Origin of the sequence: Paracoccus sanguinis (assembly GCF_900106665.1) — a bacterium.
In the GTDB taxonomy this organism is placed as follows: domain Bacteria; phylum Pseudomonadota; class Alphaproteobacteria; order Rhodobacterales; family Rhodobacteraceae; genus Paracoccus; species Paracoccus panacisoli.
The window spans coordinates 1,319,302-1,343,546 of the sequence record NZ_FNNA01000001.1 but is presented as its reverse complement, the minus strand read 5'-3'; the positions used below and the strand labels follow the sequence as shown (position 1 = coordinate 1,343,546).

Below are 24,245 nucleotides of genomic sequence, written 5' to 3'. Positions count from 1 at the left end.
ATCGACAGGGAGAGAGACAGACATGAGCAAGACCTATGCCGCAGCGGCCGCCGCCGTGGCGCTGATCGCCGCACCCGCCGTGGCCGAGATCTCGGACGGCAAGGTGAAGATCGGGATCCTCAACGACCAGTCCGGGGTCTACGCCGATTTCGGCGGGCTCGGGTCGGTCGAGGCGGCGAAGATGGCGGTCGAGGAGTTCGGCGGCAAGGTTCTGGACGCACCGATCGAGGTCGTCTCGGCCGACCACCAGAACAAGGCCGACATTGCCTCGAACATCGCCCGCCAGTGGTACGACACCGAGCAGGTCGATTCGATCATGGAGCTGACCTCGTCCTCGGTCGGGCTCGCCGTGCAGGCGCTCTCGGCGGAAAAGAAGCGCATCACCATCAACACCGGCGCGGCGACCACCGACCTGACCGGCAAGGCCTGCACCCCCTACGGGTTCCACTGGGCCTATGACACCCACGCGCTCGCCGTCGGGACCGGCGGGGCGATGGTCGATCACGGCGGCGACAGCTGGTATTTCCTGACCGCCGACTATGCCTTCGGCTACTCGCTCGAGGACAACACCGCGGCGATCGTCAAGGAAAAGGGCGGCACGGTCACGGGGTCGGTGCGCCACCCGCTCGGCACCACCGATTTCTCGTCCTTCCTGCTGCAGGCGCAGTCGTCGGGGGCCAAGGTCATCGGCCTCGCCAATGCCGGGCTCGACACCCAGAACGCCATCAAGCAGGCCGCCGAGTTCGGCATCACCCAGGGCGGCCAGCAGCTCGCCGCGCTGCTTCTGACCATCGCCGAGGTCCACGGTCTCGGGCTTGAGGCCGCGCAGGGGCTGACCCTGACCGAGGGTTTCTACTGGAACCGCGACGACGCCAGCCGCGAGTTCGGCCGCAAGTTCATGGAGCGGACCGGCAAGATGCCGAACATGAACCAGGCCGGCGTCTACTCGGCCGTGCGCAGCTACCTCAAGGCGATCGAGGCCGCGGGCTCGGACGATGCCGACGCGGTGGCGGCCAAGCTGCACGAGCTGCCGGTCAGCGACGCCTTCGCCCCCGAGGGCAAGGTCGCAGCGAACGGGCGGATGATCCACGACGTCTACCTGATGCAGGTCAAGAAGCCCGACGAGGTGAAGGAGCCGTGGGACTACTACACGGTCCTCGCCACGATCCCGGGCGACCAGGCGTTCCTTGACCCGGCCAAGTCGGGCTGCCCGCTGGTCAAGTAAGGCGCCGCACACGGCCCTTGGGGCGGGGGCGCGTCCGCGCGCCTTCGCCCACCGTCCCGACATGACCGCCGCACCTGGGGAGGATGCGCCATGACCCGTTTTCCGAACACCGCCTGCCTGATGATGACCGCTGCCACGGCCGCGCTGCTGACCCTGCCCGCGCACGCCGAGATGAGCGACGGCAAGATCAAGATCGGGGTGCTGAACGACCAGACCGGCGTCTATTCCGCGCTGGGCGGCACCGGCTCGCTCGAGGCCGCGAAGATGGCCGCCGAGGAGTTCGGCGGCAAGATCGGCGACACGCCGATCGAGGTCGTCGGCGCCGACCACCAGAACAAGGCCGACATCGGGTCGAACATCGCCCGCCAGTGGTATGACCGCGACCAGGTCGACGCGATCATGGACCTGACCACCAGCTCGGTGGCGCTCGCGGTGCAGGCGATCAGCGTCGAGAAGAAGAAGATCACCATGATCACCGGCGGCGGCACGACCGAGCTGACCGGCAAGGCGTGTTCGCCCTACGGCTTCCACTGGGCCTATGACACCCACGCGCTCGCCGTCTCGACCGGCGGGGCGCTGGTCGAGGCGGGCGGCGACAGCTGGTTCTTCCTGACCGCCGACTACGCCTTCGGCTATTCGCTGGAGGAAAACACCACCAAGACGGTCGATGCCAAGGGCGGCAAGGTGCTGGGCACCGTGCGCTTCCCGATTGGGGCCACGGACTACTCGGCCTTCCTGCTGCAGGCGCAGGCGTCGGGGGCCAAGGTCGTGGGCCTCGCCAGCGCCGGCATGGACACCCAGAACCAGATCAAGCAGGCGGCCGAGTTCGGGATCACCGCCGGCGGCCAGAACCTCGCCGGGCTGCTTTTGATGATTACCGACGTGCACGGGCTCGGGCTCGAGGCGGCGCAGGGGCTCTATCTCACCGAGAGCTACTACTGGGACCGCAACGACGCGAGCCGCGAGTTCGCCGCGAAATACGAGGCCCGCACGGGCGCCAAGCCCTCGATGGTGCAGGCCGCGACCTATTCGGCCGCGCGCCAGTATCTCAAGGCGGTCGAGGCCGCCGGCACCGACGAGACCGAGGCGGTGGCCGCCAAGCTGCACGAGATGCCGGTGCAGGACGCCTTTGCCGAGAACGGCAAGGTGCAGGCCAACGGCCGGATGGTGTCGGACGTCTATCTGATGCAGGTCAAGACCCCCGCCGAAAGCACCGGCGAATGGGATCTGGCCAAGATCATCTCGACCACGCCGGGGGACGTCGCCTATCTGCCGGCGGCCGAATCCGGCTGCCCGCTGGTGAAGTGACGCGCATGAGTGTTGCACTGGCCGAACATGCCGAGCCGCGGGTGGTCCTGTCCGCCCGCGGTCTGGGCAAGGACTTCGCGGGCTTCACCGCCGTCAACGACGTGAACCTGGATGTCGAGCACGCCCGCATCCACGCCCTGATCGGGCCGAACGGGGCGGGCAAGACCACCGTCTTCAACCTGCTGACCAAGTTCCTGCAACCCACCCGCGGGACGATCACGCTGATGGGGACCGACATCACCCGGATGCGCCCCGACGCGGTGGCGCGGATGGGGCTGGTGCGGTCGTTCCAGATCTCGGCGGTGTTCCCGCACCTCACGGTGCTGGAGAACGTCCGCGTGGCGCTGCAACGCCCGGCCGAGCTGCACACCCAGTTCTGGCGCCCGCTCACCGCGCTCGACGTGCTGAACGGCCGCGCCGAGGTGCTGATCGACGAGCTGGGCCTGACCCCCTGGCGTGACGTCCGCGCCGCGGACCTCAGCTACGGCCGCAAGCGCGTGCTCGAGATCGCCACGACGCTCGCCCTCGACCCCGAGGTGCTGCTGCTCGACGAGCCGATGGCCGGCATGGGGCATGAGGACGTGGCCACCGTCGCCGCGATCATCCGCGAGGTCGCCCGGTCGCGCGCCGTGCTGATGGTCGAACACAACCTCAAGGTGGTCGAGGACATCTGCGACCACGTCACCGTCCTGCAACGCGGCGAGATCCTGGCCGAGGGCGACTATGCCGCCGTCGCCGCCGATCCCCGCGTCCGCACCGCCTACATGGGGTCCGAAGCATGAGCGCGCTGCTCGAGGTCGAGGGGCTGAACGCCTGGTACGGCGAAAGCCACATCCTGCACGGCGTGGACCTGACCGTGAACGAGGGCGAGACGGTCTGCATCCTCGGCCGAAACGGCATGGGCAAGACCACGACGCTGCGCGCGATCATGGGGATCGTGAAGAAGCGCACCGGCCGCGCCACCTTCGCCGGGCAGGACCTGCTGGCGATGCCGCTGCACCGCGTCGCCCGCGCCGGGCTGGGCTTCGTCCCCGAAGAACGCGGCATCTTCGCCACCCTCTCGGTGGACGAGAACCTGATGCTGCCCCCGGTCGTGGCCCCGGGCGGCATGACGCTGGACGAGATCTACGCGCTGTTCCCGAACCTGCGCGAACGCCGCAACTCGCCCGGCACCAAGCTCTCGGGGGGCGAGCAGCAGATGCTCGCCATGGCGCGCATCCTGCGCACCGGGGCGCGCTGCCTGCTGCTCGACGAGCCGACCGAGGGGCTGGCCCCGGTCATCATCGACGCCATCGGCGCGGTGCTGCGCGAACTCAAGAAACGCGGCATGACCGTCGTGCTGGTCGAGCAGAACTTCCGCTTCGCCTCGCGCGTCGCGGACCGGTTCTACGTCATGGACCACGGGGTGATCACCCACGGCTTCCCGGTCGGCGAACTCGACGCCCGCATGGACAGCCTGCACGAAACGCTGGGGGTGTGACATGACGATGATCTTCGGAATCCCCATCCAGGCGTTCCTCGGACAGCTTCTCGTCGGGCTGATCAACGGCTCGTTCTACGCGCTGCTCTCGCTCGGCCTCGCGGTGATCTTCGGCCTCTTGCGGGTCATCAACTTCGCCCACGGCGCGCAGTACATGCTCGGCGCGTTCGTGGCGCTGTTGGGGCTCAAGTGGCTGGGCATCCCCTACTGGGCGGCGCTGGTGGTGGCGCCGCTGGTCGTCGGCGGCTTCGGCGCGCTTCTGGAGCGCACCATGCTCTCGCGGCTCTACAGCCTCGACCCGCTCTACGGGCTGCTCTTCACCTTCGGCCTCGCGCTCGCGCTCGAGGGGACGATGCGCTACTACTTCGGCGCCTCGGGGCAGCCCTATTCGGCGCCGCCGGCGCTGACCGGCGCGGTCAACCTCGGGTTCATGGTGCTGCCGATTTACCGCGGCTGGGTGATCGTCGCCTCGCTCATCGCCTGCCTCGCGGTCTGGGCGCTGATCGAGAAGACCCGCCTCGGCGCGACGCTGCGGGCGGCGACCGAGAACCCGGTGCTGGTCCAGTCCTTCGGGATCAACGTGCCCATGCTGCTGACCCTGACCTATGCGCTGGGCGCGGGGCTGGCGGCGCTGGCGGGCGTGCTGGCCGCGCCGATCTATCAGGTCTCGCCGCTGATGGGGTCGAACATCATCATCGTCGTCTTCGCCGTGGTCGTGGTCGGCGGCATGGGGTCGATCATGGGCGCCATCCTCACCGGCTATCTGCTCGGCATCGCCGAGGGGCTGACCAAGGTCTTCTACCCCGAGGCGTCCAACATCGTGATCTTCGTCATCATGGCGATCGTCCTGATCCTTCGGCCCGCGGGCCTCTTCGGCAAGGAGGCCTGAGATGGCCCGAGGCTCCGACATCCCCGCCACCGAGGCGCCCGCCCGCGAGATGGGCGCCGGCACCCAGGCGCTGCTGCTGATCATCGGGCTCGCGCTGCTGATCGCCGCGCCGTTCTTCGTCTATCCCGTGTTCCTGATGACGCTGCTCTGCTTCGGCCTCTTCGCCGCGGCGTTCAACCTGCTGCTGGGCTACACCGGGCTTCTGTCCTTCGGCCACGCCGCCTTCTTCGGCGGGGCGGCCTATTTCACCGCCCATGCCGCCAAGGTCTGGGGCTGGCCGCCCGAGTTCGCGTTGGCTCTGGGCGTCGCGGGCGCCGCCGGGCTGGGGCTGCTGATGGGCGCCATCGCCATCCGCCGGCAGGGCATCTACTTCGCCATGATCACCCTCGCCCTGGCGCAGATGTTCTTCTTCGCCTGCCTGCAGATGCCCTTCACCCATGGCGAGGACGGCATCCAGTCCGTCCCGCGCGGGCATCTGTTCGGGGTGATCGACCTGAACCAGCCGCTGACGATGTATTTCTTCGTCCTCGTGGTGTTCCTGCTCGGGCTGGTGATCATCTGGCGCTTCGTCCACTCGCCCTTCGGGATGATCCTCAAGGCCATCCGCGAGAACGAGCAGCGGGCGATCTCGCTCGGCTACTCGGTCGCGCATTACAAGCTGGGGGCGTTCGTCATGTCCGCGGCGCTGGCGGGGCTGGCCGGCGGGCTCAAGGCGCTGGTGCTGCAGTTCGCCACGCTGACCGACGTCGCCTGGCAGATGTCGGGCGAGGTGATCCTGATGACGCTGATCGGCGGCATCGGCACGATGCTCGGGCCGATCGTCGGCGCGGGGATCGTGATCGCGCTGCAGCAGCGGCTGGCGACCACGGACTTCCCGGTGACGATCATCACCGGGGTGGTGTTCATGGTCTGCGTGCTGCTGTTCCGCCGCGGTCTGATCGGCGAGCTGGCGCACTCCCGCCTCGGCCGCGCGCTGGGCCTGCGCCCGCCGGGCTGAGGCGTCAGCGCCAGCGGTCCAGCGCCGCCTCGTCATGGTCCGCGGCGGCGACCCAGTCGCCGGGGCCCGCGGCGGTGATCTCGCGCTTCCAGAACGGCGCGCGGGACTTGAGCCAGTCCATCAGGAAATCCGCCGCATCGAAGGCCGCGCGGCGGTGCCGGGCGGCGGTCGCCACCATCATGATCGGCGCCCCCACCGGCAGGTGCCCGTAGCGGTGCACCACCAGCACGTCGGTGAGCTGAAAGCGGTCCAGCGCAGCCTGCGCATGGTCGCGCAGGGCTCGCTCGGTCATCCCCGGGTAATGCTCGATGTCGAGCGCCGTGAGCCCGCCGTCCCCCCGCACCAGCCCGGTGAAGGTCACGACCGCCCCCGCGCCCGCCCCGAACCCGTCGAGCAGCGCTGTGGCGTCGAACGCCTCGGACTGGACGAGGACGCGCATGGCTCAGCCCCCGGTCATGGGCGGGAAGAACGCCACCTCGCGCGCGCCCGCCAGCGGCGTGTCCATCGCGGCGAGCTGCTGGTCCACCGCCACCCGCACCGCCCGCAGGTCCGAGAGCGCCGCGGCGTGGCGGTCGTCCCGCGCGGCCAGCTCGGCGGCGAGGTCGCCGACCGTCGCGGCGGCGGTCGCGACCCGCTCGCGCGGCGCGCCGATCCGCTCGCGCAGCCAGGCGAAATAGAGGACGTCGAGCGTGGTCATCGCACGTCCCTGAGCCACGGCCGCGCCTTCTGGAAGTAATCCCAGCCGGTGATCGCGGTCAGCAGCGCCGCGACCCACATGAGCAGCAGCCCGGCCTGGGTGGCGAGGTCCGACCAGTCGTCCGACCAGGGCAGCCGCCCCTCACCCACCAGCGGCGCATGGCCCTTTTCGTAATAGTCGAGCCCGGTGCCGAGGAACATCATCGCGATCGCCACCATCTGCGCCGTGGTCTTCCACTTGGCGAGCTTCGTGACCTTCAGCTTGCCCGCGTCGGCGCCCAGGAACTCGCGCAGGCCCGAGACGAAGACCTCGCGGAACAGGATCACCGTGGCGGGCAGGATCAGCCACGGGTTCATGCCCGAATAGCCGGTGATGACCACCAGCGCGATCACCACCATCGCCTTGTCGGCGATCGGGTCCATCGCCGCGCCGAAGCGGCTTTCCTGCTGCCACTGCCGGGCAAGGTGCCCGTCGATCCAGTCCGTCACCGCCGCCAGCACGAAGAGCGTGAGCGCCGCGAAATCCGCGAAGGGCCGGCTGAAGTACAGGAACATCAGCGGCACGCCGGGGGCGGCGACCAGACGCATCAGCGTCAGCAGGTTGGGCAGGTTCCATCTCATGCGCGCCACGCTAGTCCCTTGCTGCGCCCGGCGGAAGCCCCCGGCATCCGAACCGGGCGCCCCGCGTCACGGCGTCGTTCCGGTTCAGGTACGCCAGCGCGACCGGGCCGCAGGCGCGGCCTCAGTCATTGCCGAACAGCCCCTTCAGCCCGCGCCCGACGAGGTTCCCGACCGAGGGCCGGCGCGCCTGGATGAAGGGCAGCGGCCGGCAGACCTCCATCGCGGCGATGCCGACGCGGGCGGTCAGCGCGCCGTTCACCACCCCCTCGCCGAAGCGCCGGCTGACCTTGGCGAGTACCCCGCCGCCCGCCACGGTGTGGATGAGGTCATCCCCCGCCGCCACCGCACCGGTGGCGACCAGATGGGTGATCACCGTCCGCGCCAGCCGCCAGCCGCCCACCGCGCCCGCGCGGCCGCCGTAGATCTCGGCCATGCGCCGGATCATCCGCAGGTTCGCCGCAAGCGCTGCCAGCACATCGGCCAGCGCCAGCGGAATCAGCGCCGTCGCCGCTGCCACGGTGCGCGAGGCCGCCTCGATCTCGCGCCGGGCCTGCTGGTCGAGGGGGGCGAGCAGCTCGGCCTCGGCCAGCGACAGCAGGGTGTGGGCGTCGAACGCATCGCCGCGGCGCTCGGCGAGGCTCTGGCGCCCCCAGGCCATCTCGGGCCGGCGGGCATAGAGCGTGTCGAGCTGGTCCACCACCGCCCGCGCCGCGGTCAGGTCGCCCTTGGCGAGCGCCGCGCCCGAGGCGCGGTGGATCTCGTCGATCTTCCCGAACCGCGCCCAGGCGGCGTATTCCCGCACCGCCATCGCCAGCGCGGCGACCGTGAACAGCGCGAAGAGCGCGATCCCCAGCCAGCCGAGCAGCGGATAGGTGGCCATGAGGTTGTCGAAGAACCGCAACGCCGCCATCGACAGGATGAAGGTGAGAAGCGCCACGCCCGAGTTGATGAAGAAGCGGGTGACCCGCGACGGCCGGGCGCCGGCGATCCGCGTCACCATCTCCCTCGTCCGCGGGCAGGGCAGGGCCTGCGGCAGCCCGTCGTCGATCGGCGCCGCATCGGCGGGCGAGGGCGGCCGCGTCCCGCCCCGCGGCGCCCGCGCCTCGCGCCCGTCGCTGCGCGGGGCCTCGGGCCGGGCGTCGGGGCGGCCCTCGGGACGGCGGGCCGGCTCGGGCTGCGAGGCCGCCGCGCGCGGTGCAGCGTCGGGCGCCACCGGCTCGGCCGGGGTGGCGGCGGGGCCGTATTCCACGAGCACCGGGCCGCGGCGCGGAGGTTTCGGACTGTCAGCCACGGCGCGTCACCTGCGGTCGAAAGGGGTTCTGGGCCGGAAGGACGCCCCGCGGGCCGCACCGGCTCATATCCGGTCCCCGATCAGGAACTCGGCCGCGCGGTCCATGCGGATGTGCGGCGGCCCGTCGCCCGGGCGCATCGTGTTCGGAGCCGGGGCGAAGTCCATCGCCGCATAGTCGCCGTCGAGCCACCGCGCCGCGCCCTCGGCCGCGGGGGCCAAGAGCGCCGCGGGGTTGTCGGGCAACTCGCCGGGATAGAAGGCCGCCTCGCGCCCGTCCATCAGCGTCCCGCGCACGGCGGGCAGCTCGGCCCCGTCCTGGCGGATCGTCTCTTCGGTCGTGGTCCTCAGCGCGGCGATGGCCAGCGCCTCGGTCCGCGCGCCCTGGAAATCGGCCCGGTCCCGCGCCTCGCGCAGCATCGCGGTCAGGATCGCCGTCAGCCGGGCGTGCTGGGTGTGGTGCAGGTGGTCGGCCTTGGTCGCGGCGAACAGGATCCGCTCGACCCGCCGCGTCCCCAGAAGCTGCGCCAGCCAGCCCGCCCGCCCCGGCCGGAAGGCCGACAGGATGTCGGCCATCGCCCGGCGCATGTCCTCGACCGCGCGCGGCCCGGCGTGGACCGCGCCCAGCACGTCGACCAGCACCACCTGCCGGTCGATACGGGCGAAGTGGTCGCGGAAGAAGGGCCGCACCACGCTTTTCTTGTAGGCGTCGAACCGCCGCTCGAACTCGCGCGCGAGGGGCGAGCGGCCCTCGACGGGCGGCAGCGGCGCAAAGGTCAGCGCGGGCGAACCCTCCATCTCGCCCGGCAGCAGGACCCGTCCCGGCGTGCAGTCCGAGAACCCGGCAGCCCGCGCCGCCGCCAGATGCGCCGTATAGGCCGCGGCCAGCCGCTGCGCGGTCGGCTCGTCGAACCGCGCGGCCGGGTCGATGCCGTCGAGCGCGGCGAGGTAGGTCTCGGCCCCCGGCCGCCCCGGCATCCGGTCCAGCACCTCGGCCGACCATTCGGCGAAGCTGCGCTCCATCAGCCGCAGGTCCAGAAGCCACTCGCCGGGATAGTCCACGATGTCGAGATGCAGCGTCTGCGTCCCCCTGAGCCCGCCCAGCAGCCCGCGCGGCTGGACCCTGAGCGACAGGCGCAGCTCGCTGACGTGGCGGGTGCCCTCGGGCCAGTGCGGGTCGGGGCCGGTCAGCGCCGACAGGTGCCGCTCAAACTCGAAGCGCGGCACGGTGTCGTCGGGCTGCGGCTGCAGCCACGCGGCCCGGATCGAGCCGTCCGCGGCGGCGCGCAGCGCGGGCATCCGCCCCCGGTCCAGCAGGTTCGCCACCAGCGAGGTGATGAACACCGTCTTGCCCGCCCGGCTCAGCCCGGTGACGCCGATCCTGAGCACCGGATCGCCGAGGCCGATGCCCCTGAGCAGCGTGTCTGACAGACCCATGCGGCCCCCAATCCCTTGCGCGGCCTTACAGATAGGGTCGCAGGCGTCGAACGACCAGAGGCCGGGGCGGGTTCACTCGGGGCCGCCATCCGGGGCGGTGCGTCGCGTCAGATCGTCTCGAACACGTCGATGGTGACGTCCCACTGCCCGCCCGTCACCGGCGTGCCGTGAAGGTCGGTATAGCGCACCGAGTCGCCGTCCTCGTGCTGCAGGCGCACCGCAAGATCGGTCGCGCCGAGAAGCCGCATCACCACCTGCCCGTCGAGCCGCAGGATGGTGTGGCCGTTCCGCTCCTCCACCGTCAGGTCGCTGAAGTCGGCGGCGGCCTCGTCCTCGGGCAGCTTCAGCAGCAGCGTGTCGGCGGCCGCCGCGAAGTCGCCGATCGTGGCCGCGTCGCCGGCCCGCTCGAAGGCGATGAACCGGTCAGCGCCGGTGCCGCCCCAGGCGCTGTCGTCGGCATCCATGCGGATCGTGTCGTTGCCCGCCCCGCCCTTCAGCACCGTCCGGTGGCCCGAGTAGTGCAGCTCGAACCGGTCGGCGCCCGACAGGGCATTTTCGCGCAGATAGGTGCCGCGCAGCAGGTCGTCGCCGTCACCCCCGTCGAGGACCGAGCCGGCGGCCGCCGAGTGCAGCGTGTCGCGCCCCGCGCCCCCCGCCGCGACGATCCGCAGGGTCGAGCCGATGGTGTCGTCGCCCGCCCCGCCGAGCGCCGTGACCCCGACGCCGGTGCCGGTGATGCGGTCGTTGCCCGCCCCGCCGACCGCGCGGCTCGTGGCCCCGGCGAACAGGCGGTCGTCGCCGTTGCCGCCGTTGACCAGCGACCGGTCGCCGACCGCGAGCACGTCGTCGCCGTTCCAGCCGAAGACCTGGGTGCGATGCTCGACCCGCACCACGTCGTTGGCGATCCCGCCCTGGAACTCGAACCCGTCGGTGGGGCCGACGCCCAGCACCACGACCTGGGCGGTCGCGTCGTTCGGCCCGACGACCAGGTCCTGCCGGCCGACCAGCAGCACCCCCTGCGTCAGCCAGCGCGCGTTGATCCGGTCGCCCGTGGCGTCGTCGGCGACCGTCGCCTCGATCCCGCGCCCGGTGAGCGTCAGGACATCCGCCCCCGCCCCGCCCCAGACCTGGGTCAGCCCGGCGGACAGGGTGTGGCCGGGCAGCGGCTCCCACCGGGGCAGCGTGGGCATCCCGCCGGGCTGGTCCATCACCAGCTGCAGCGTCGCCGCGCTGCGGCCGTGCAGCGTCAGGCGGTCGTCGCCGCCGAGCGCATGGATCACCCCCGAGGTGGCCGGACCCACCGCCAGCGTGTCATTGCCGCCCGTCAGCGAGATCACCCGAAACACCATTCCTGCCCCCCGTCGCGCCTGCAACTGCCTCGTTTTGCAGGGTTCTGGCGGGGCGGGGGCCGCACCGTCAAGACATATTCGACATATGCGACACGACGGCCGCCGGGCGGGTGACATTGCCACGGTTTCGCGCCATCACCGCACCTGTCCCCCTGTCCCCGACGCGCTGGTGCGATGCCCGAACCCCTGCCCATCGACGCCGCCCTGCCGGCCTTGCGCGCCGCGCTGGCGGACCACGGCCGCGCGGTCCTCGTCGCCCCGCCGGGCGCGGGCAAGACGACGCGGGTGCCGCTCGCGCTCATGGACCAGATCCCCGGCCGGATCGTCATGCTGGAACCCCGCCGCCTCGCCGCCCGCGCAGCCGCCGAGCGCATGGCCGCCACGCTGGGCGAGGCGGTGGGCGCCCGCGTCGGCTACCGCATCCGCGGCAAGGCGGTGCCGGGCGCCCGCATCGAGGTCGTGACCGAGGGCATCCTCACCCGCATGATCCAGTCCGACCCGTCGCTCGACGGCGTCGGCGCGGTGATCTTCGACGAGTTCCACGAGCGCAGCCTCAACGCCGACCTCGGCCTGGCGCTCGTGTGGGAGGCGCGGGCGGCGCTGCGCCCCGACCTCGCGCTGCTGGTGATGTCGGCGACACTGGCGGCCGAGCCGGTGGCGGCGCTGCTGGACGATGCGCCCGTGGTCCGCTCGGAGGGGCAGGCCTTCCCGGTCGAGACGCGCTGGCTGCCCCGCCCCCTGCCCGCGGGCGCCCGGCTGGTCCCCGAGGCCGCGCGGCTCATCGCCCAGGCCGAAGCCGAGACCGACAGCGGCACCATCCTCGCCTTCCTGCCCGGCGAGGGCGAGATCCGGCGCGTGACCGCCCTGCTCGACACGAGTGCCGAGGTGCTGCCGCTCTACGGCGCGCTGCCGGCCGAGGCGCAGCGGGCGGCGCTGGCCGCGCCGGGCGCGCGGCGGCGGATCGTGCTGGCGACGGCGATCGCCGAGACCTCGCTGACCATCCCCGGCGTGACCGTGGTGGTGGACGCCGGCCGGGCGCGGCGGGCGCGCTTCGATCCCGGCTCGGGGATGTCTCGCCTCGTGACCGAGCGCGTCAGCCGCGCCGAGGCCGACCAGCGCCGCGGCCGGGCGGGCCGTGTGGCGCCGGGCGTCTGCTACCGGATGTGGGCGCGGGCGGAAGAGGGCGCGCTGCCCGGCTTCGCCCCGCCCGAGATGCTGACCGCCGACCTCGCCGGGCTGGCGCTGGAACTCGCCGTCTGGGGTGGGGGCGAGGGCCTTGCCTTCCTGACCCCTCCGCCCGAGGCCGGGCTGGCCGAGGCGCGGGCGCTGCTCGCAGGCCTCGGCGCGCTCGACGCCGCCGGTCGGATCACCGCGCACGGGCGGGCGATGGCGGCGCTGCCGCTGCACCCGCGGCTGGCGCATATGCTGCTGACCGCGGGGCGGGGGGCGGCGCCCCTCGCGGCGCTGCTGGCCGAGCGCGACCCGCTGCGCGGCGCGCCCGCCGACCTGGGGCTGCGGCTGGCGGCGCTGGCCGACCCGCGCGGCTACGCCGACCGCCACCCGTGGCCCGCCGACCGCGCCACGGTCGAGCGCATCCGCCTTGAGGGCCGGCGCCTCCGCCGGATGGTCCCGGACGGTCCGCCGATGTCGCCAGGCGCGATGGCCGCGCTCGCCTATCCCGACCGCATCGGCCTGCGCCGCAAGGGCGAGGCGCCGCGCTTCGTCCTGTCGGGTGGCAAGGGCGCGGTGCTGGCCGAGGGCGACCCGCTGGGCGCCGAGCGGCTGATCGTGGCGACCGACCTCGACGGCGACGCGCGCGAGGCGCGGGTGCGGGTCGGCGCAGCCTTCGACGAGGAGGGGCTGCGGGCGCTCATGGGCGACCGGATCGAGACGGTCGCGCACGTCGCCTGGTCCCGGCGCGAGGGGCGGGTGCTGGCCCGGCGGCAGGATCGGCTGGGGGCGCTGGTGCTGTCGGACGCGCCGCTCGACGACCCCGACCCGCGCGCGGTGGCGCAGGCGGCGCTGGACGGGCTGCGCGACCTCGGCCTGCCATGGACCCCGGCGGCGGCGCGGCTGCGGGCGCGGATCGCGCTGGTCGAGGGGATGCCCGACGTGACCGACGCCGCCCTGCTCGCCGACCCGGACTGGCTTCTGCCCCATCTCGGCGGGGCGCGGACGGCGGCGGCGCTGCGCGCGCTCGACCTGACCGAGCCGCTCAAGGCGCTGATCGGCTGGGACGGCCAGCGCCGGCTGGACGAGGCGGCGCCCGCCGCCTTCACCACCCCGCTCGGCCGCCGCATCCCCATCGACTACGACGCCGAGACGCCGACCATCTCGGCCCGCCTGCAAGAGCTGTTCGGGGTCACCCGCCACCCCACCGCCGGCCGCCGCCCGCTCAGGATCGAGCTCATGTCGCCGGGCGCCAAGCCGATCGCGGTGACGACCGACCTGCCCGGCTTCTGGGCCGGCGGCTACGCCGAGGTCAGGAAGGAGATGCGCGGCCGCTATCCCCGCCACCCCTGGCCCGAGGACCCCACCGCCGCCGACCCCACGCTGCGCGCCAAGCCCCGCGGGACGTGAGGGAGGCAGCGCCGCCGGGGGTATTCACCGGAAAGAAGCCCGCTTGAGACTTCGGCGCGCGCCCGGCTTCTCTCTGGCCGAAATACCCATAGGCCGTGCCGCCGCGCGGCCCGCTCAGGGACGGATCTCGACCTCGGTGCCGATCTTCGTGTGGGCGAAGATCTCGGCGACCTCGGGGTTGGTCACGGCGATGCAACCCGCCGTCCAGTCGCCCTTGACGCGGTAGCCCTCGGGGACCTGGTTCGGCTGGCCGTGGATCATGATGTCGCCGCCGGGGTTCACGCCCGCCGCCCGCGCCCGCGCCCGGTCGGCGGGGCGGGGATAGTCGAGGCCGAGCGACAGGTGGAACTGGCTCTTGGGGTTCAGCCGGTCGATGCGGAACACCCCCTCTGGGGTCTTGCCGTCGCCCTGCCGGGCCTTGTCGCCCTCGGGCGCGAAGCCCAGCGCGATGCGCATCACCCGCGGGTTGCCGTCCGCCTGGAAGATCGTCATCCGGCGGGCGGCTTTCTCGATCAGGATGCGCTCGACGGGGCTGGTGATGTGGGGCGCGGGTTGCGGCAGCTCGATCCGCGGCGGCTTCGGCAGCGGCGGGACGGGGACCGTGGGCGGCGGCACCGGGACCGGCAGCGTCGGCGGCAGCGGCAGCGGCAGGGGCAGCGGCAGCGGCAGGCGCCACCCCGGTCCCCACGCGCCCCAGGCCACCAGCCCGGCGGCGAGGAACAGCAGCAGCGCGAGCAGCCTCATTGCAGGTCGGCGAAGGCCTGCTGCAGCCGCGCCACCGCCTCGGCCACCCGTGCCCGGGGTGTGGCGATGTTGAACCGCAGGTGCTGCGCGCCCCCGGTCCCGAAGCTCTCGCCGTGGTTGGCGGCGATCCGCGCCCCGCCCTCGACCCGGGCGCGCAACCCCTCGGCGTCGATCCCGGTGCCCGAGAAGTCCACCCACGAGAGATACGTCGCCTGCAGCTTCATCGACCGCGCGCCGGGAATCGCCGCGATGCCTGCGTCGAACACCCGCGCGTTCTCGGCCAGATAGGCCACCAGCGCGTCGATCCACGCCGCCCCCTCGGGCGAATAGGCCGCCGCCACCATCGGCGGCCCGAACAGCCCCGGCGAGATCCCCAGCGCCCCCATCCGCGCCGCATAGCGCGCCCTGAGCCCCGCGTCGGGGATGATCGCATTGCCCAGATGCGCGCCGGCGAGGTTGAAGCTCTTGGTCGCCGCGGTCAGCGTCACCAGCCGGTCGGCGATCTCGGGCGCGGCCAGCGCCGTCACCGTGTGGCGCGGGCTGCCCGGCAGCACGAGGTCGTGGTGGATCTCGTCCGAGACGAGGATCAGGTCGCGCTCGCGGCAGAAGGCGGCGATCTCGCGCAGCTCGTCCGCCGACCAGACCCGCCCGCCGGGGTTGTGCGGCGAGCACAGGATCAGCATCCGCTCGGCCCCGGTGAGCCGCCCCTCCCACCCGGCCCAGTCGAGCGCGTACTGCCCGTCCACCTCCGCCAGCGGCAGCTCGGTCACGCGGCGCCCGGCGGCTTTCACCACCCGCGCGAAGGCGTGATAGACCGGCGTCATCAGCACCACCGCATCCCCCGGCGCGGTATAGGAATCGACCGCGAGCGCCGTGCCGTTGACCAGCCCGTGCACCGACAGGATCGCCTCGGGCGCGACCGCCCAGCCGTGCCGCGTCTCCATCCACCAGCGGATCGCGTCGAGATAGGCGCGGTTCTCGCCCGGGTAGCCATAGACGCCCGACGCCACGATCTGCTCGAGCGCGGCGCGCACCGGGGCGGGGGCGCGGAAATCCATGTCCGCCACCCACATCGCCAGCGCATCGGGCGCGGTCAGCCCGAAGACCTTGCCCATGTCGTCCCACTTGTTGCAGTCCGTGCCGCGCCGCTCGATCAGCTCGTCGAAATCCGGGGTGGTGGGGGCGGGGGACATGGCGGCTCCTCATCGGTCCTGCGCGCGGGCTGGCGTGGCGCCGGGCCGACAATAGCGAGTTGTTGCGCCGCGAAAACCCTTGTAATGCGCGGGCATGACCCGCCCGATCCTGCTGTTCCCGGACCCCCGGCTCAAGAAGCCCTGCGCCCCCATCGGCCGCATCACGCCCGAGATCGAGGCGCTGGCGGACGAGATGCTGGCGACCATGTACGGCGCCCCCGGCGTCGGTCTTGCCGCCCCGCAGGTCGGCGTGCTGAGCCGGCTGTTCGTCATGGACTGCACCAAGGACCCCGACGCGCCCCGCGCGCCGGTGGTGATGGTCGACCCCGAGATCGTCTCGACCTCCGAGGCGCTCAACGTCTACGAAGAGGGCTGCCTGTCCTTCCCCGACCAGTATGCCGAGGTCACCCGCCCGGCCGAGGTGCGGATGCGCTGGACCGGGCTCGACGGCAAGCGGGTCGAGCGTGACTTCGACGGGCTGTGGGCGACCTGCGCGCAGCACGAGCTGGACCACCTCGACGGCCGGCTGTTCATCGACCACATCGGCCCGATGAAGCGCCAGCTCATCACCCGCCGCATGGCCAAGATGAAACGCGAGCTGGCGCGTGCCTAGCGCGGCGGCCCTGCCCGACCCCGCGGCCCTCCCCGTGGCCCTCGCCAAGGCCAGCGCGGGCGCCGCGGTCCGCCCGGTGATCCCCGGCCCCGCGGCGCTGCCCTGCCCCCCGGGGCGGGTGCGGCCGGTGGTGCTCTACCCCGACCCGGTGCTGCGCACCCGCTGCCGCCCGGCGGGCGAGCTGAAGTTCCCCGAGCTCGAGGCGCTGGTCGCCGACCTCTTCGCCACGCTCTACGCCGCCGGCGGCCGCGGCCTCGCCGCGCCGCAGATCGGCGTCGCCCGGCGGGTGTTCGTCATGGACCCCGGCTGGAAGGACGGCACGCCCGCGCCGCTCGCGGTGATCGAACCGGCGCTGACCCCCGCGGGCCGCCGCACCGCCGAGGCCGAGGAGCTGTGCCTGTCGATCCCCGGCCGCCCGGTGCGGGTGCGCCGGCCGGCGCGGGTGCGGCTGGATTTCTTCGACCTCGCGGGCGTGGCGCAGTCGCTGCCACTGGACGGGATGGCGGCGCGGATCGCCCAGCACGAGGCCGACCACCTCGACGGGGTGCTGATTCTCGACCCCCGGCCGGAGGCGGCCCCCGCCGCGCCCCCCGCCGCCCCGGCCCGCCGCCGCCGCGCGGCCGCGGGCGCATCGACGGGCGCCTGAGGTGCCGGCGCGCCCGTTCCTGCCCTACACCGACCCGCGCCTGCACCGCCCGGCCGCGCCGGTCGAGGCGGTGACCGAGTCGGTGCGGATGATCTGGGACGACATGATCGACACGATGGAGGCGATGCCCGGTGTCGGCCTCGCCGCGCCGCAGATCGGGATCATGCTGCGCCTCGCGGTGGTGGACGCCTCATCGCGGCGGGGCGAGGCGGTGCGGATGGCCAACCCCGAGGTGCTGCACGAATCCGTGCAGCTGCGCGCGCACGAGGAAGCGTCGCCCAACCTGCCCGGCGTCTCGGCGCGGATCGAGCGGCCCCGCGCGGTGACGGTGCGGTTCCTCAACGATCAGGGCGAGGTCGAGGACCGCGATTTCGTCGGCCTCTGGGCCACCAGCGTGCAGCACCAGATCGACCACCTGAACGGCAGGCTCTACGTCGATCACCTGTCGCCGCTGCGCCGCAAGATGCTGGTGGCGCGCTCGGCCAAGCTGCGGCGCGGCTGATGGCCTATGTCCCGCGCGCCGCATCGCCCCTGCCGCTGTGGGAGAGTGGCGGCGTCCACCTCAAGCCCACGCTGCTGCGCGCCGCGGGGCGCGGGATGCCGACCCCGACCCGGCTCGGGCAGGCGCAGGCCACGGCGGCGCGGGCGCTGGCCGACGAGGGGGTGGCGGCCGGCAGCCTCGGGTTCGCGATCCTGCATCTCGGGGCGGATGCCGACTGGCTCTTGGTCGACTGGTGGGTGAACGGCGACGCGCTGGCGCAGCGGCTGTTTGCCGGCACCGCGGGCGGCCCCTTCCTGCCGGTCGCGCCGCGGCCGCTGGTCGCCTGCGTGTGGGAGCTGGCGGTGATCGCCCATGAGCGCGCGGCGTGGATCGCCGCGATGATGGACGGCGACGCGGGCGGCGGCAGCGAGCGCGGGCGGGGCGCGGCGGCCTATCTGGCCGACCGCCTGCCCGAGGGGATGTGCTGAGCGCGGGCCGCGCCGGCGCCTGCAGCGGGCGCCGTGCGGGCGGAGGCGCCGGATTTGGGGATTTGGGCCAGAAAGAGGGGCTGCGATGCGGGTGATCTTCATGGGCACGCCGGGCTTCTCGGTCCCGGCGCTTGAGGCGGTGGCGGCGCGGCACGAGGTCGTGTGCGTCTACACCCAGCCGCCGCGCGCCGCCGGGCGGGGGCAGAAGCCGCGCCCCTCGCCGGTGCAGGCGGCGGCCGAGGCGCTGGGCCTGCCGGTCCGCACGCCGGCGCGGCTCAAGGCCCCCGAGGATCAGGCGGATTTCGCCGCGCTCGGGGCCGATGTGGCGGTGGTGGTGGCCTACGGGCTGATCCTGCCGCAGCCGGTCCTCGACGCGCCGCGGCTGGGGTGTCTCAACATCCACGCCTCGATCCTGCCCCGCTGGCGAGGCGCGGCGCCGATCCACCGGGCGGTGATGGCCGGGGATGCCGAGACGGGCGTCGCGATCATGCAGATGGAGGCCGGGCTCGACACCGGCCCGGTGCTGGCCGAGGCCCGCACGCCCATCGGCCCCGAGGACACCACCGGCGACCTGCACGACCGGCTGGCCGGGATGGGTGCGGCGCTGATCGCCGAGGTGCTCGACCGCCTGCCGCTCGAGGCCGTGCCGCAGTCCGATGACGGCGTGACCTACGCCGCCAAGATCGACAAGGCCGAGGCGCGGATCGACTGGACCCGCCCGGCGGCCGAGGTGGACCGGCTGATCCGCGGCCTCTCGCCCTTCCCCGGCGCCTGGTGCGAGGTGGCCGGCGAGCGGGTGAAGCTCCTGCGCGCCCGCGTGGTGCCGGGCGAGGGCGCGCCGGGCGCGGTGCTCGGCCCCCTCGTGGTCGCCTGCGGCGCGGGCGCCGTCGAGGTGCTCGAGCTGCAACGTCAGGGCAAGCGCCCCCTGCCCACCGCCGAGGCGCTGCGCGGGATGCCGCTGCCCGACCGGCTGGGGTGAGGGGACGCGCCGGGCGTTGGCCGCGACCTGCCGCGCGCTCTGCCGGTCGTGGCGGTGCCTATTCTCCGAACAGCCGGTTCGGCGCGCGCATCGGCAGGCCGTTGGCGGCGAAGAACCGGGCGAAGTTGGCGTGATACTCGGCGAAGCGGCGGCGGGTCTGGTCGAAGTCCGCGTCCTTGATCAGCTCGGCGATCCGCTCGAAGCTGATCGGCCCGACGTCCTCGAGGCTCACGCTCGGGATGCCCATGATCTCGGCCAGTTCGGCGGTGCGCGGGTCGTGGTTCAACAGGATCCCCCGCCGCCCCGACAGGATGGTGGCGATGACGCCGTGGACGCGCGTCCCGACCACGTATTCCTTGCGCTGCAGATAGCTGCGCCAGTCCCTGGCGTGGAAGAACACATGGCCATGCTCGACCAGGTATTTGCGGATCGCCGCGATGTCGGGCTCGCCGTAGCTGGCCGACAGCGTGGCGTTGGCCTTGGCGCCCAGATCGTCGTCGCGCGGCTCGCCGAGGATGAAATACATGTCCGCCAGCTCGGACTGCATGACGATATCGCTGCCCGACTGATAGGCCGTGCGGTAGATCTCGTCCTGCACGGGCGAGGTCCGATGCAGCAGGTGCCGGGTTCCCATCAGCACGGTGTTCTCCGGCGTCGGCTCGGGCGTGAACACGTGCGAGGTGAACTTGCCGTCCGACAACAGCAGCGACGGACAGCCCGTGGCCATGACGTTCGCGTAACCCCAGCCCCGCAGAAGCTCGGCGGTGCGGTGGCCGCGCGTCGAGATCGCCCCCGAGGTCTCGGCCGCGAGGTCCAGCAGCGCGCGCGTCCCGTCCTTCAGGTCGGACAGCTCGAGGCTCGGCTGCTGCAGCCCGATGCCGACCAGCACGACCGGTTTGCCGTGCGACCTCAGCCGCTGGGCGATGCCGCCGAAATCGCTGTGCGGGTTGATCCAGTTCGCGGCGGCAACGACCACGACGTCGGCCGCCTCGATCTCGCGCACGCCGTAGTGATAGGAGGCACGCTGGCTGTTGCCCACGACCTGGAACAGCGCCTCGCCGAAGAGCAGGTTGCCGGTGTTCTGCCCGAACCGGTCAAGGCGGGTGTCGAGCGGCATCCCGTCGCGCGGCGCGTCCTGATTGATCCCCAGAACCAGCGGCTTTTTGTATGTGTTCAAGTCATTCCCTTTCGATGACGCAGCGCGGCCCCGCGGGGCTGTGCTGCGTCGCGCGTGTTCAATGGTCGGCCCCGGCGGGCCGGGCCGACGGGGGACGGTGATACTGGGCCGGCGGTGCCAGCGGGGCCGGCGGGGCCGGCAGGCCCGCGGCCTGGCGATAGACCGCATCGTATTTCCCGGCCATCAGCCGGGGATCGAAGCGCCGGGCGGCCAGCGGCACCCGGTCGCGCAGCACCGACACCTCGGCCGGGTCGGTCGCAAGCCGGGCGATGATGCGCGCCAGCGCCTCGGTGTCGATGCTCCAGTCCTCGTTCAGGTCGAAGAGGACGCCCGCCGGCCCCTCCTCGGTCGCCAGCATCGAGGCGATCTCGCCCACGTTGCTGGCCAGGACCGGCGTGCCGGCGATCAGGCTTTCGATGACGACCAGCGGGAAGCTTTCGCCCTTGAAGCGCGATGGCAGCACGCCGAGGTCGGCGGCGGCGAAATAGTCCTGGGTGTTGGGCCGGAACCCCTCGAGGTGAATGAACCCGGGCACGCCCGCGGCCTCGGCCTCCGCCTTGCCCTCGCCGTCGCCGACGAGGATCAGGTGGATGTCGCGGCCCGAGATCTCGCGCGCCCGGATGGTGCTCTCGATGGCCTCGGCCCATCCCTTCTCGGGCAGCGCGCGGGACACGACGACCATCACGAACGCATCCGCGGCGATCCCCAGCGCGGCGCGGTCGACCGGGGCGGAGAGGTTCGGGCTCACGGCATTGTCGATGCGGTGGAACATCCCCGCGGGCAGCGCGCCGTCGCGCTGCATCGGGACAAGGTTCTTGTCGGCGATATAGACCATCGCCGCGGTCCGCCGCATCAACCGCGGCAGCAGGACGCCGAGCTGGTCGTCCGGCATCGTCTCGTAGAAGCCGTGCAGCGTGATGACCGTGCTCGCCCCCTCGCCCTCGGGCATCAGGTCCAGCACCGTGTTGTCGGCCCAGCCGTGGTGGGTGTGGATCACGTCGATGTCGAAATCCGCGGTGATCCGGCGCAGGTCCGGCAGGTTGCTGACCACGGGGATGTCGTTCGCCAGCCGCGCCCTGACCCCCTCGACCCGCTCTTCCTGCGCGCAGTCGAGGAACGTCACCTGATAGCCCACGGATTTCATCTCGTTGGCGAGCTGGATCGGGAACGCCTCGCCCCCGCCCGAGCAGAACGCATAGCTGACCATCAGCAGGTTGGGCGCCCGCACCGGCGCGGCCTTGATCCGCCCGAGGTCGAAGCAGGCCGCGAACGCCGCGTCGCTGTAGTCGCCGCGCGTCAGCTTCCAGTGATGGCGCAGGTTGGCGTCCATCCGAAGCAGGTTGTCGGTCGGCACGCTGTAGTGCCGCCGGGCGCATTTCGCGACCTCTTCGTGCTCGCGGTAGAACTGGTCCGCCTTGTGCGAGGTGACCGAGGTGTTCTTGTCGTGGATGCGGTAATAGTTCTGCGCGTCCGGCGAATAGGCCATCAGCCCGCCGCGGATGGCGTTGAGGTAGAACATCCAGTCGCCGCAGGTGCGCATGGTGCGCCACGCGTCGATCTCGAGCACGTCCATCCGGTCGAACCTGCGGAACATCGCCGAGCTGACATTCGGCACGATGTTGACCATCGAGAACACGTCCCGGACGATGTTCGGGGCCGTCTCGACCCACGGCCGGCCCCAGCGTTCGGGGCCGTGATCGTTGAGGTATTCCTCCATCGACCAGATCTGTTTCTCGCCCGCGGCGTCCATGAAGATCGTGCGGGCATAGGCGAGCTGGATCGCCTCGTTCCGGAAGAACGGCACCAAGGTCTCGAGGAAATTCGGGCTGGCCCAGTCGTCGCTTTCGGCGATCCAGACGAGATCGCCCCGCGCCTCGGCCAGACCGCGCTCCCACTGGCGGAACACCCCGCCCGAGTTCGTCTCGTTGAAGACGGTGCGCGCCTTGTCGGGGTGGCGGGCGGCGAAGTCGGTCAGGATCGCGCGGCTCTCGTCGGTCGAGCAGTCGTCGAGCAGCAGCACCTCGAAGTGGTCATAGGTCTGCGCGAAGATGCTCTCGAGCCGCTGGGCGAGATAGGGCGCGTGGTTGTAGTTCGGCACGATGACCGTGACGAGCGGGCGGTAGGGGGCAAGATCCGCCGGCCGCTGATAGACCGAGGCCGGGTCGCCCGTCGGCGGGGCGGGCGGGGCCGGAACCGTCGCCTGGCCCAGCACCCGCATGTTGGCGCGGGTCATCAACGGTTGAAGACCGCGGCGCAGCAGCTCGGCCGTCTTGGGGTGGGACCGCTTGAGCCGCTGGTGGACGACCTGGCTGGTCCGGTTCAGCCCGCGCAGCCCGGTCCTGGGCAGTTGGGTGGTCGAGCGCAGCACCGTGCCGGCGGCCCGCAGCGGCGCGGTGATCCGCCAGGAATGCGACGCCTGCATCGCGTTGCTGAGCGTGCCGAGGTAGGACGCGATCTCGTTCGCCTCGGCGAGCTGCCGCCCGAGGGCATCGCGCTCGTCCCGCGCGCCGCGCAGGTCCTGCAAGAGCGCCGTCCGTGCGTCGTCCTGCCGGGCCAGTTCGGCGCGGCTGTCGGCTAGCTCGGCGGACAGGTCGTCGATCTGCCGGCCCAGCGCATCGCGCTCATCCCGCGCGCTGCGCAACTCCTGACCCAGCGCCTTCCGCTCGTCGCGCAGTTCGGCGAGCTGATGGTCGAGGGACCGGATCCCCTCGCCGATCTGGCGAATCGCGGTCGCCTGTTCGTCGCGCAGCCGCGCGATCTCGCGCTCGCGGTCGGCGACGGCGGCGTCGAGCGCGGTCACCCGGTCCCGCAGCGCCTCGACCTGCTGGCCAGACACCTGCGCCAGCTCGTCGCGCTCACGGGCAAAGGCGTCCCGCGCGGCGATGGCGACGTCCAGCGCGTGCCGGTCCCGCAGCGCCGCCGCCCGCTCGGTCCGGCGGCGGTCCGAGAGGCGGCCATAGGCGCGGCTGACGACCCCGCGCGTCTGGACGTCGTCCGCGATGTCGTCCAGCGCCGCACGGATGGGCGCCAGCGTGGCGGCCGGGACGACCTGCCCCGAGAGCGCGGCGAGCCTCGCCTCGGCCGCGATCAGCCCGGGCAGACGCGCCTCGATGTTGGCCAGCTCGCGCGCGTCCGGGTGACTGCGCCACAGCGCCTTGCTGACGAACCCGGACACGAAGTCGGCGACGGCGGCGTCGTCCGGCACCACGCCGAGAAACGCGGCGATCCGGCCCATCAGCTCGGTCGGCCGGTCGAGGAAATCGCGGTAGGCGACGACCAGCACGTCGCGCGGCCCGCAGTCGCGCAGCGCCTGCCGCATATGGCTGGACCAGAGCAGTGCGCCCTCGATGAGGTCACGGCCGAAGTCGTAGAAGTCGCCGTTCCGGGCGGCACGCGTGCGCTGCGAGATCGCGGCTTCGACCGGATCGCGGGTCACGATCATGCAGCGGACCGCGTCGTCCTCATAACCCGCCGCGGCCAGCACCGGAAACCAGAACGGCAGCAGGCGGCACATCCGCGGGTCCTTGACCGCCGCGAGCGGCGCGGGCCGGAACTGTCCCGTCACGATCCGCGCCGCCGCGTCGGACAGCTGCGCTTCGGTGTCGGGCGGGATGCGGGTCAGGTCGCCGCTGTCGAAGGTCACGTCGTCCCAGGCGCTGCCCGCCGCGCGCAGCAGGTCGTCGTCCAGCGCGACCACCTCGGGGTGCTCGAAGAAGCCCCGGGCGTTCTCCTCGCTCGCCTCGTGCGTCGAAAGCGCCAGGTCGGCGCCCACCGCCCGGATGGCCGCCGCGATCAGCGAGGTTCCCGACCGGTGCGGGCCGAGGCAGAGTGCAATGCGACGATCCGCGGGGTTCGGCGAACTGGTCGTGACGGACGCTTTCGACATTGAACCTGAAACCATGGTCTTTTCCGACGCAGGATGTAGTCGAGATGCAAGGGCGACGCCACCCGGTAGGGGCGCACCCGGATCGGGCCCGGACGTCACCCCTGCTGCGGGGTCGAGCCGCCGCGGCCCCGACCCGCACCTCGCCTGTGGCCCCCCCGACGTCAGCAC

Annotated in this window: 22 protein-coding genes; 12 read left to right on the top strand and 10 right to left on the bottom strand. The window is 72.4% G+C overall.

What is annotated here, in order from left to right:
* Positions 1-22 precede the first annotated feature (22 nt).
* The 6 genes from BLW17_RS06500 (at position 23) to BLW17_RS06475 (ending at position 5,899) form a co-directional block, all read left to right on the top strand.
* A complete protein-coding gene (locus tag BLW17_RS06500) occupies positions 23-1,225 on the top strand; it encodes an ABC transporter substrate-binding protein (protein WP_036702873.1) in 1,203 nt (400 codons plus the stop codon).
* A gap of 90 nt (positions 1,226-1,315) precedes the next feature.
* A complete protein-coding gene (locus BLW17_RS06495) occupies positions 1,316-2,533 on the top strand; it encodes an ABC transporter substrate-binding protein (RefSeq protein WP_036732208.1) in 1,218 nt (405 codons plus the stop codon).
* A gap of 5 nt (positions 2,534-2,538) precedes the next feature.
* Positions 2,539-3,315 carry an ABC transporter ATP-binding protein gene (locus BLW17_RS06490; RefSeq protein ID WP_036732210.1) on the top strand — a complete coding sequence of 259 codons (777 nt, stop codon included), beginning with the start codon at positions 2,539-2,541 and terminating at the stop codon, positions 3,313-3,315.
* Positions 3,312-4,013, top strand: a complete 702-nt coding sequence (locus BLW17_RS06485) for an ABC transporter ATP-binding protein (RefSeq protein WP_036732212.1) — start codon at positions 3,312-3,314, stop codon at positions 4,011-4,013. The genes BLW17_RS06490 and BLW17_RS06485 overlap by 4 nt, the downstream gene beginning before the upstream one ends.
* A 1-nt stretch (position 4,014) precedes the next feature.
* On the top strand, positions 4,015-4,902 hold the full coding sequence (locus tag BLW17_RS06480; protein WP_036702867.1) for a branched-chain amino acid ABC transporter permease: 888 nt from the start codon (positions 4,015-4,017) through the stop codon (positions 4,900-4,902).
* Position 4,903: 1 nt separating this feature from the next.
* The gene (locus tag BLW17_RS06475; protein ID WP_036732214.1) at positions 4,904-5,899 is read left to right on the top strand and encodes a branched-chain amino acid ABC transporter permease; all 996 of its coding nucleotides are present in this window, start codon (positions 4,904-4,906) and stop codon (positions 5,897-5,899) included.
* Positions 5,900-5,903: 4 nt separating this feature from the next.
* On the opposite strand, the gene BLW17_RS06470 is transcribed toward BLW17_RS06475, so the two are convergent.
* The 6 genes from BLW17_RS06470 to BLW17_RS06445 all read right to left on the bottom strand — a co-directional run bounded on the left by BLW17_RS06470 (position 5,904) and on the right by BLW17_RS06445 (position 11,290).
* Positions 5,904-6,338, bottom strand: a complete 435-nt coding sequence (locus BLW17_RS06470; RefSeq protein WP_036732216.1) for a molybdenum cofactor biosynthesis protein MoaE — start codon at positions 6,336-6,338, stop codon at positions 5,904-5,906.
* A 3-nt stretch (positions 6,339-6,341) separates the two neighbouring features.
* Positions 6,342-6,596, bottom strand: coding sequence for a molybdopterin converting factor subunit 1 (gene moaD / locus BLW17_RS06465; protein ID WP_036732218.1), 255 nt, complete (start codon positions 6,594-6,596; stop codon positions 6,342-6,344).
* Entirely contained in the window at positions 6,593-7,216 is a 624-nt protein-coding gene (pgsA, locus tag BLW17_RS06460; RefSeq protein WP_036702859.1) for a CDP-diacylglycerol--glycerol-3-phosphate 3-phosphatidyltransferase, read from the bottom strand. The genes moaD and pgsA overlap by 4 nt, the downstream gene beginning before the upstream one ends.
* 121 nt (positions 7,217-7,337) lie before the next feature.
* Positions 7,338-8,507, bottom strand: a complete 1,170-nt coding sequence (locus tag BLW17_RS06455; protein ID WP_036732219.1) for a YcjF family protein — start codon at positions 8,505-8,507, stop codon at positions 7,338-7,340.
* 63 nt (positions 8,508-8,570) lie between these two features.
* Positions 8,571-9,941, bottom strand: a complete 1,371-nt coding sequence (locus BLW17_RS06450) for a YcjX family GTP-binding protein (protein WP_036732221.1) — start codon at positions 9,939-9,941, stop codon at positions 8,571-8,573.
* Positions 9,942-10,048: 107 nt separating this feature from the next.
* A complete protein-coding gene (locus BLW17_RS06445; protein WP_036732223.1) occupies positions 10,049-11,290 on the bottom strand; it encodes a hypothetical protein in 1,242 nt (413 codons plus the stop codon).
* Between the two features lie 174 nt (positions 11,291-11,464).
* Here BLW17_RS06445 and hrpB point away from each other — a divergent pair, with 174 nt between their 5' ends.
* Positions 11,465-13,870, top strand: a complete 2,406-nt coding sequence (gene hrpB, locus BLW17_RS06440) for an ATP-dependent helicase HrpB (protein ID WP_036732225.1) — start codon at positions 11,465-11,467, stop codon at positions 13,868-13,870.
* Between the two features lie 114 nt (positions 13,871-13,984).
* Here hrpB and BLW17_RS06435 read toward each other — a convergent pair whose 3' ends face one another.
* Together BLW17_RS06435 and BLW17_RS06430 are read right to left on the bottom strand one after the other, a co-directional pair.
* The gene (locus BLW17_RS06435) at positions 13,985-14,614 is read right to left on the bottom strand and encodes a L,D-transpeptidase family protein (protein ID WP_036732227.1); all 630 of its coding nucleotides are present in this window, start codon (positions 14,612-14,614) and stop codon (positions 13,985-13,987) included.
* Positions 14,611-15,807, bottom strand: coding sequence for a MalY/PatB family protein (locus tag BLW17_RS06430; RefSeq protein ID WP_036732229.1), 1,197 nt, complete (start codon positions 15,805-15,807; stop codon positions 14,611-14,613). Before BLW17_RS06430 ends, BLW17_RS06435 begins: the two co-directional genes overlap by 4 nt.
* Before the next feature lie 94 nt (positions 15,808-15,901).
* Between BLW17_RS06430 and def (BLW17_RS06425) the strand changes: the two genes are divergently transcribed.
* The 5 genes from def (BLW17_RS06425) (at position 15,902) to fmt (ending at position 19,014) form a co-directional block, all read left to right on the top strand.
* Positions 15,902-16,420 carry a peptide deformylase gene (def, locus tag BLW17_RS06425; protein WP_036702847.1) on the top strand — a complete coding sequence of 173 codons (519 nt, stop codon included), beginning with the start codon at positions 15,902-15,904 and terminating at the stop codon, positions 16,418-16,420.
* A gap of 34 nt (positions 16,421-16,454) precedes the next feature.
* The gene (locus tag BLW17_RS06420) at positions 16,455-17,066 is read left to right on the top strand and encodes a peptide deformylase (protein WP_083388340.1); all 612 of its coding nucleotides are present in this window, start codon (positions 16,455-16,457) and stop codon (positions 17,064-17,066) included.
* 1 nt (position 17,067) lies between these two features.
* Positions 17,068-17,568, top strand: coding sequence for a peptide deformylase (def, locus tag BLW17_RS06415; protein ID WP_036702845.1), 501 nt, complete (start codon positions 17,068-17,070; stop codon positions 17,566-17,568).
* The gene (locus BLW17_RS06410; RefSeq protein WP_052171841.1) at positions 17,568-18,035 is read left to right on the top strand and encodes a hypothetical protein; all 468 of its coding nucleotides are present in this window, start codon (positions 17,568-17,570) and stop codon (positions 18,033-18,035) included. Before def (BLW17_RS06415) ends, BLW17_RS06410 begins: the two co-directional genes overlap by 1 nt.
* Before the next feature lie 85 nt (positions 18,036-18,120).
* Positions 18,121-19,014 carry a methionyl-tRNA formyltransferase gene (gene fmt, locus BLW17_RS06405; RefSeq protein WP_036702843.1) on the top strand — a complete coding sequence of 298 codons (894 nt, stop codon included), beginning with the start codon at positions 18,121-18,123 and terminating at the stop codon, positions 19,012-19,014.
* A gap of 58 nt (positions 19,015-19,072) precedes the next feature.
* On the opposite strand, the gene BLW17_RS06400 is transcribed toward fmt, so the two are convergent.
* Together BLW17_RS06400 and BLW17_RS06395 are read right to left on the bottom strand one after the other, a co-directional pair.
* Positions 19,073-20,191 carry a polysaccharide pyruvyl transferase family protein gene (locus BLW17_RS06400; protein ID WP_036732231.1) on the bottom strand — a complete coding sequence of 373 codons (1,119 nt, stop codon included), beginning with the start codon at positions 20,189-20,191 and terminating at the stop codon, positions 19,073-19,075.
* A gap of 58 nt (positions 20,192-20,249) precedes the next feature.
* Positions 20,250-24,077 (bottom strand): glycosyltransferase, encoded by a 3,828-nt coding sequence (locus BLW17_RS06395; RefSeq protein ID WP_036732233.1) that lies wholly within the window; start codon positions 24,075-24,077, stop codon positions 20,250-20,252.
* Positions 24,078-24,245: the final 168 nt, after the last annotated feature.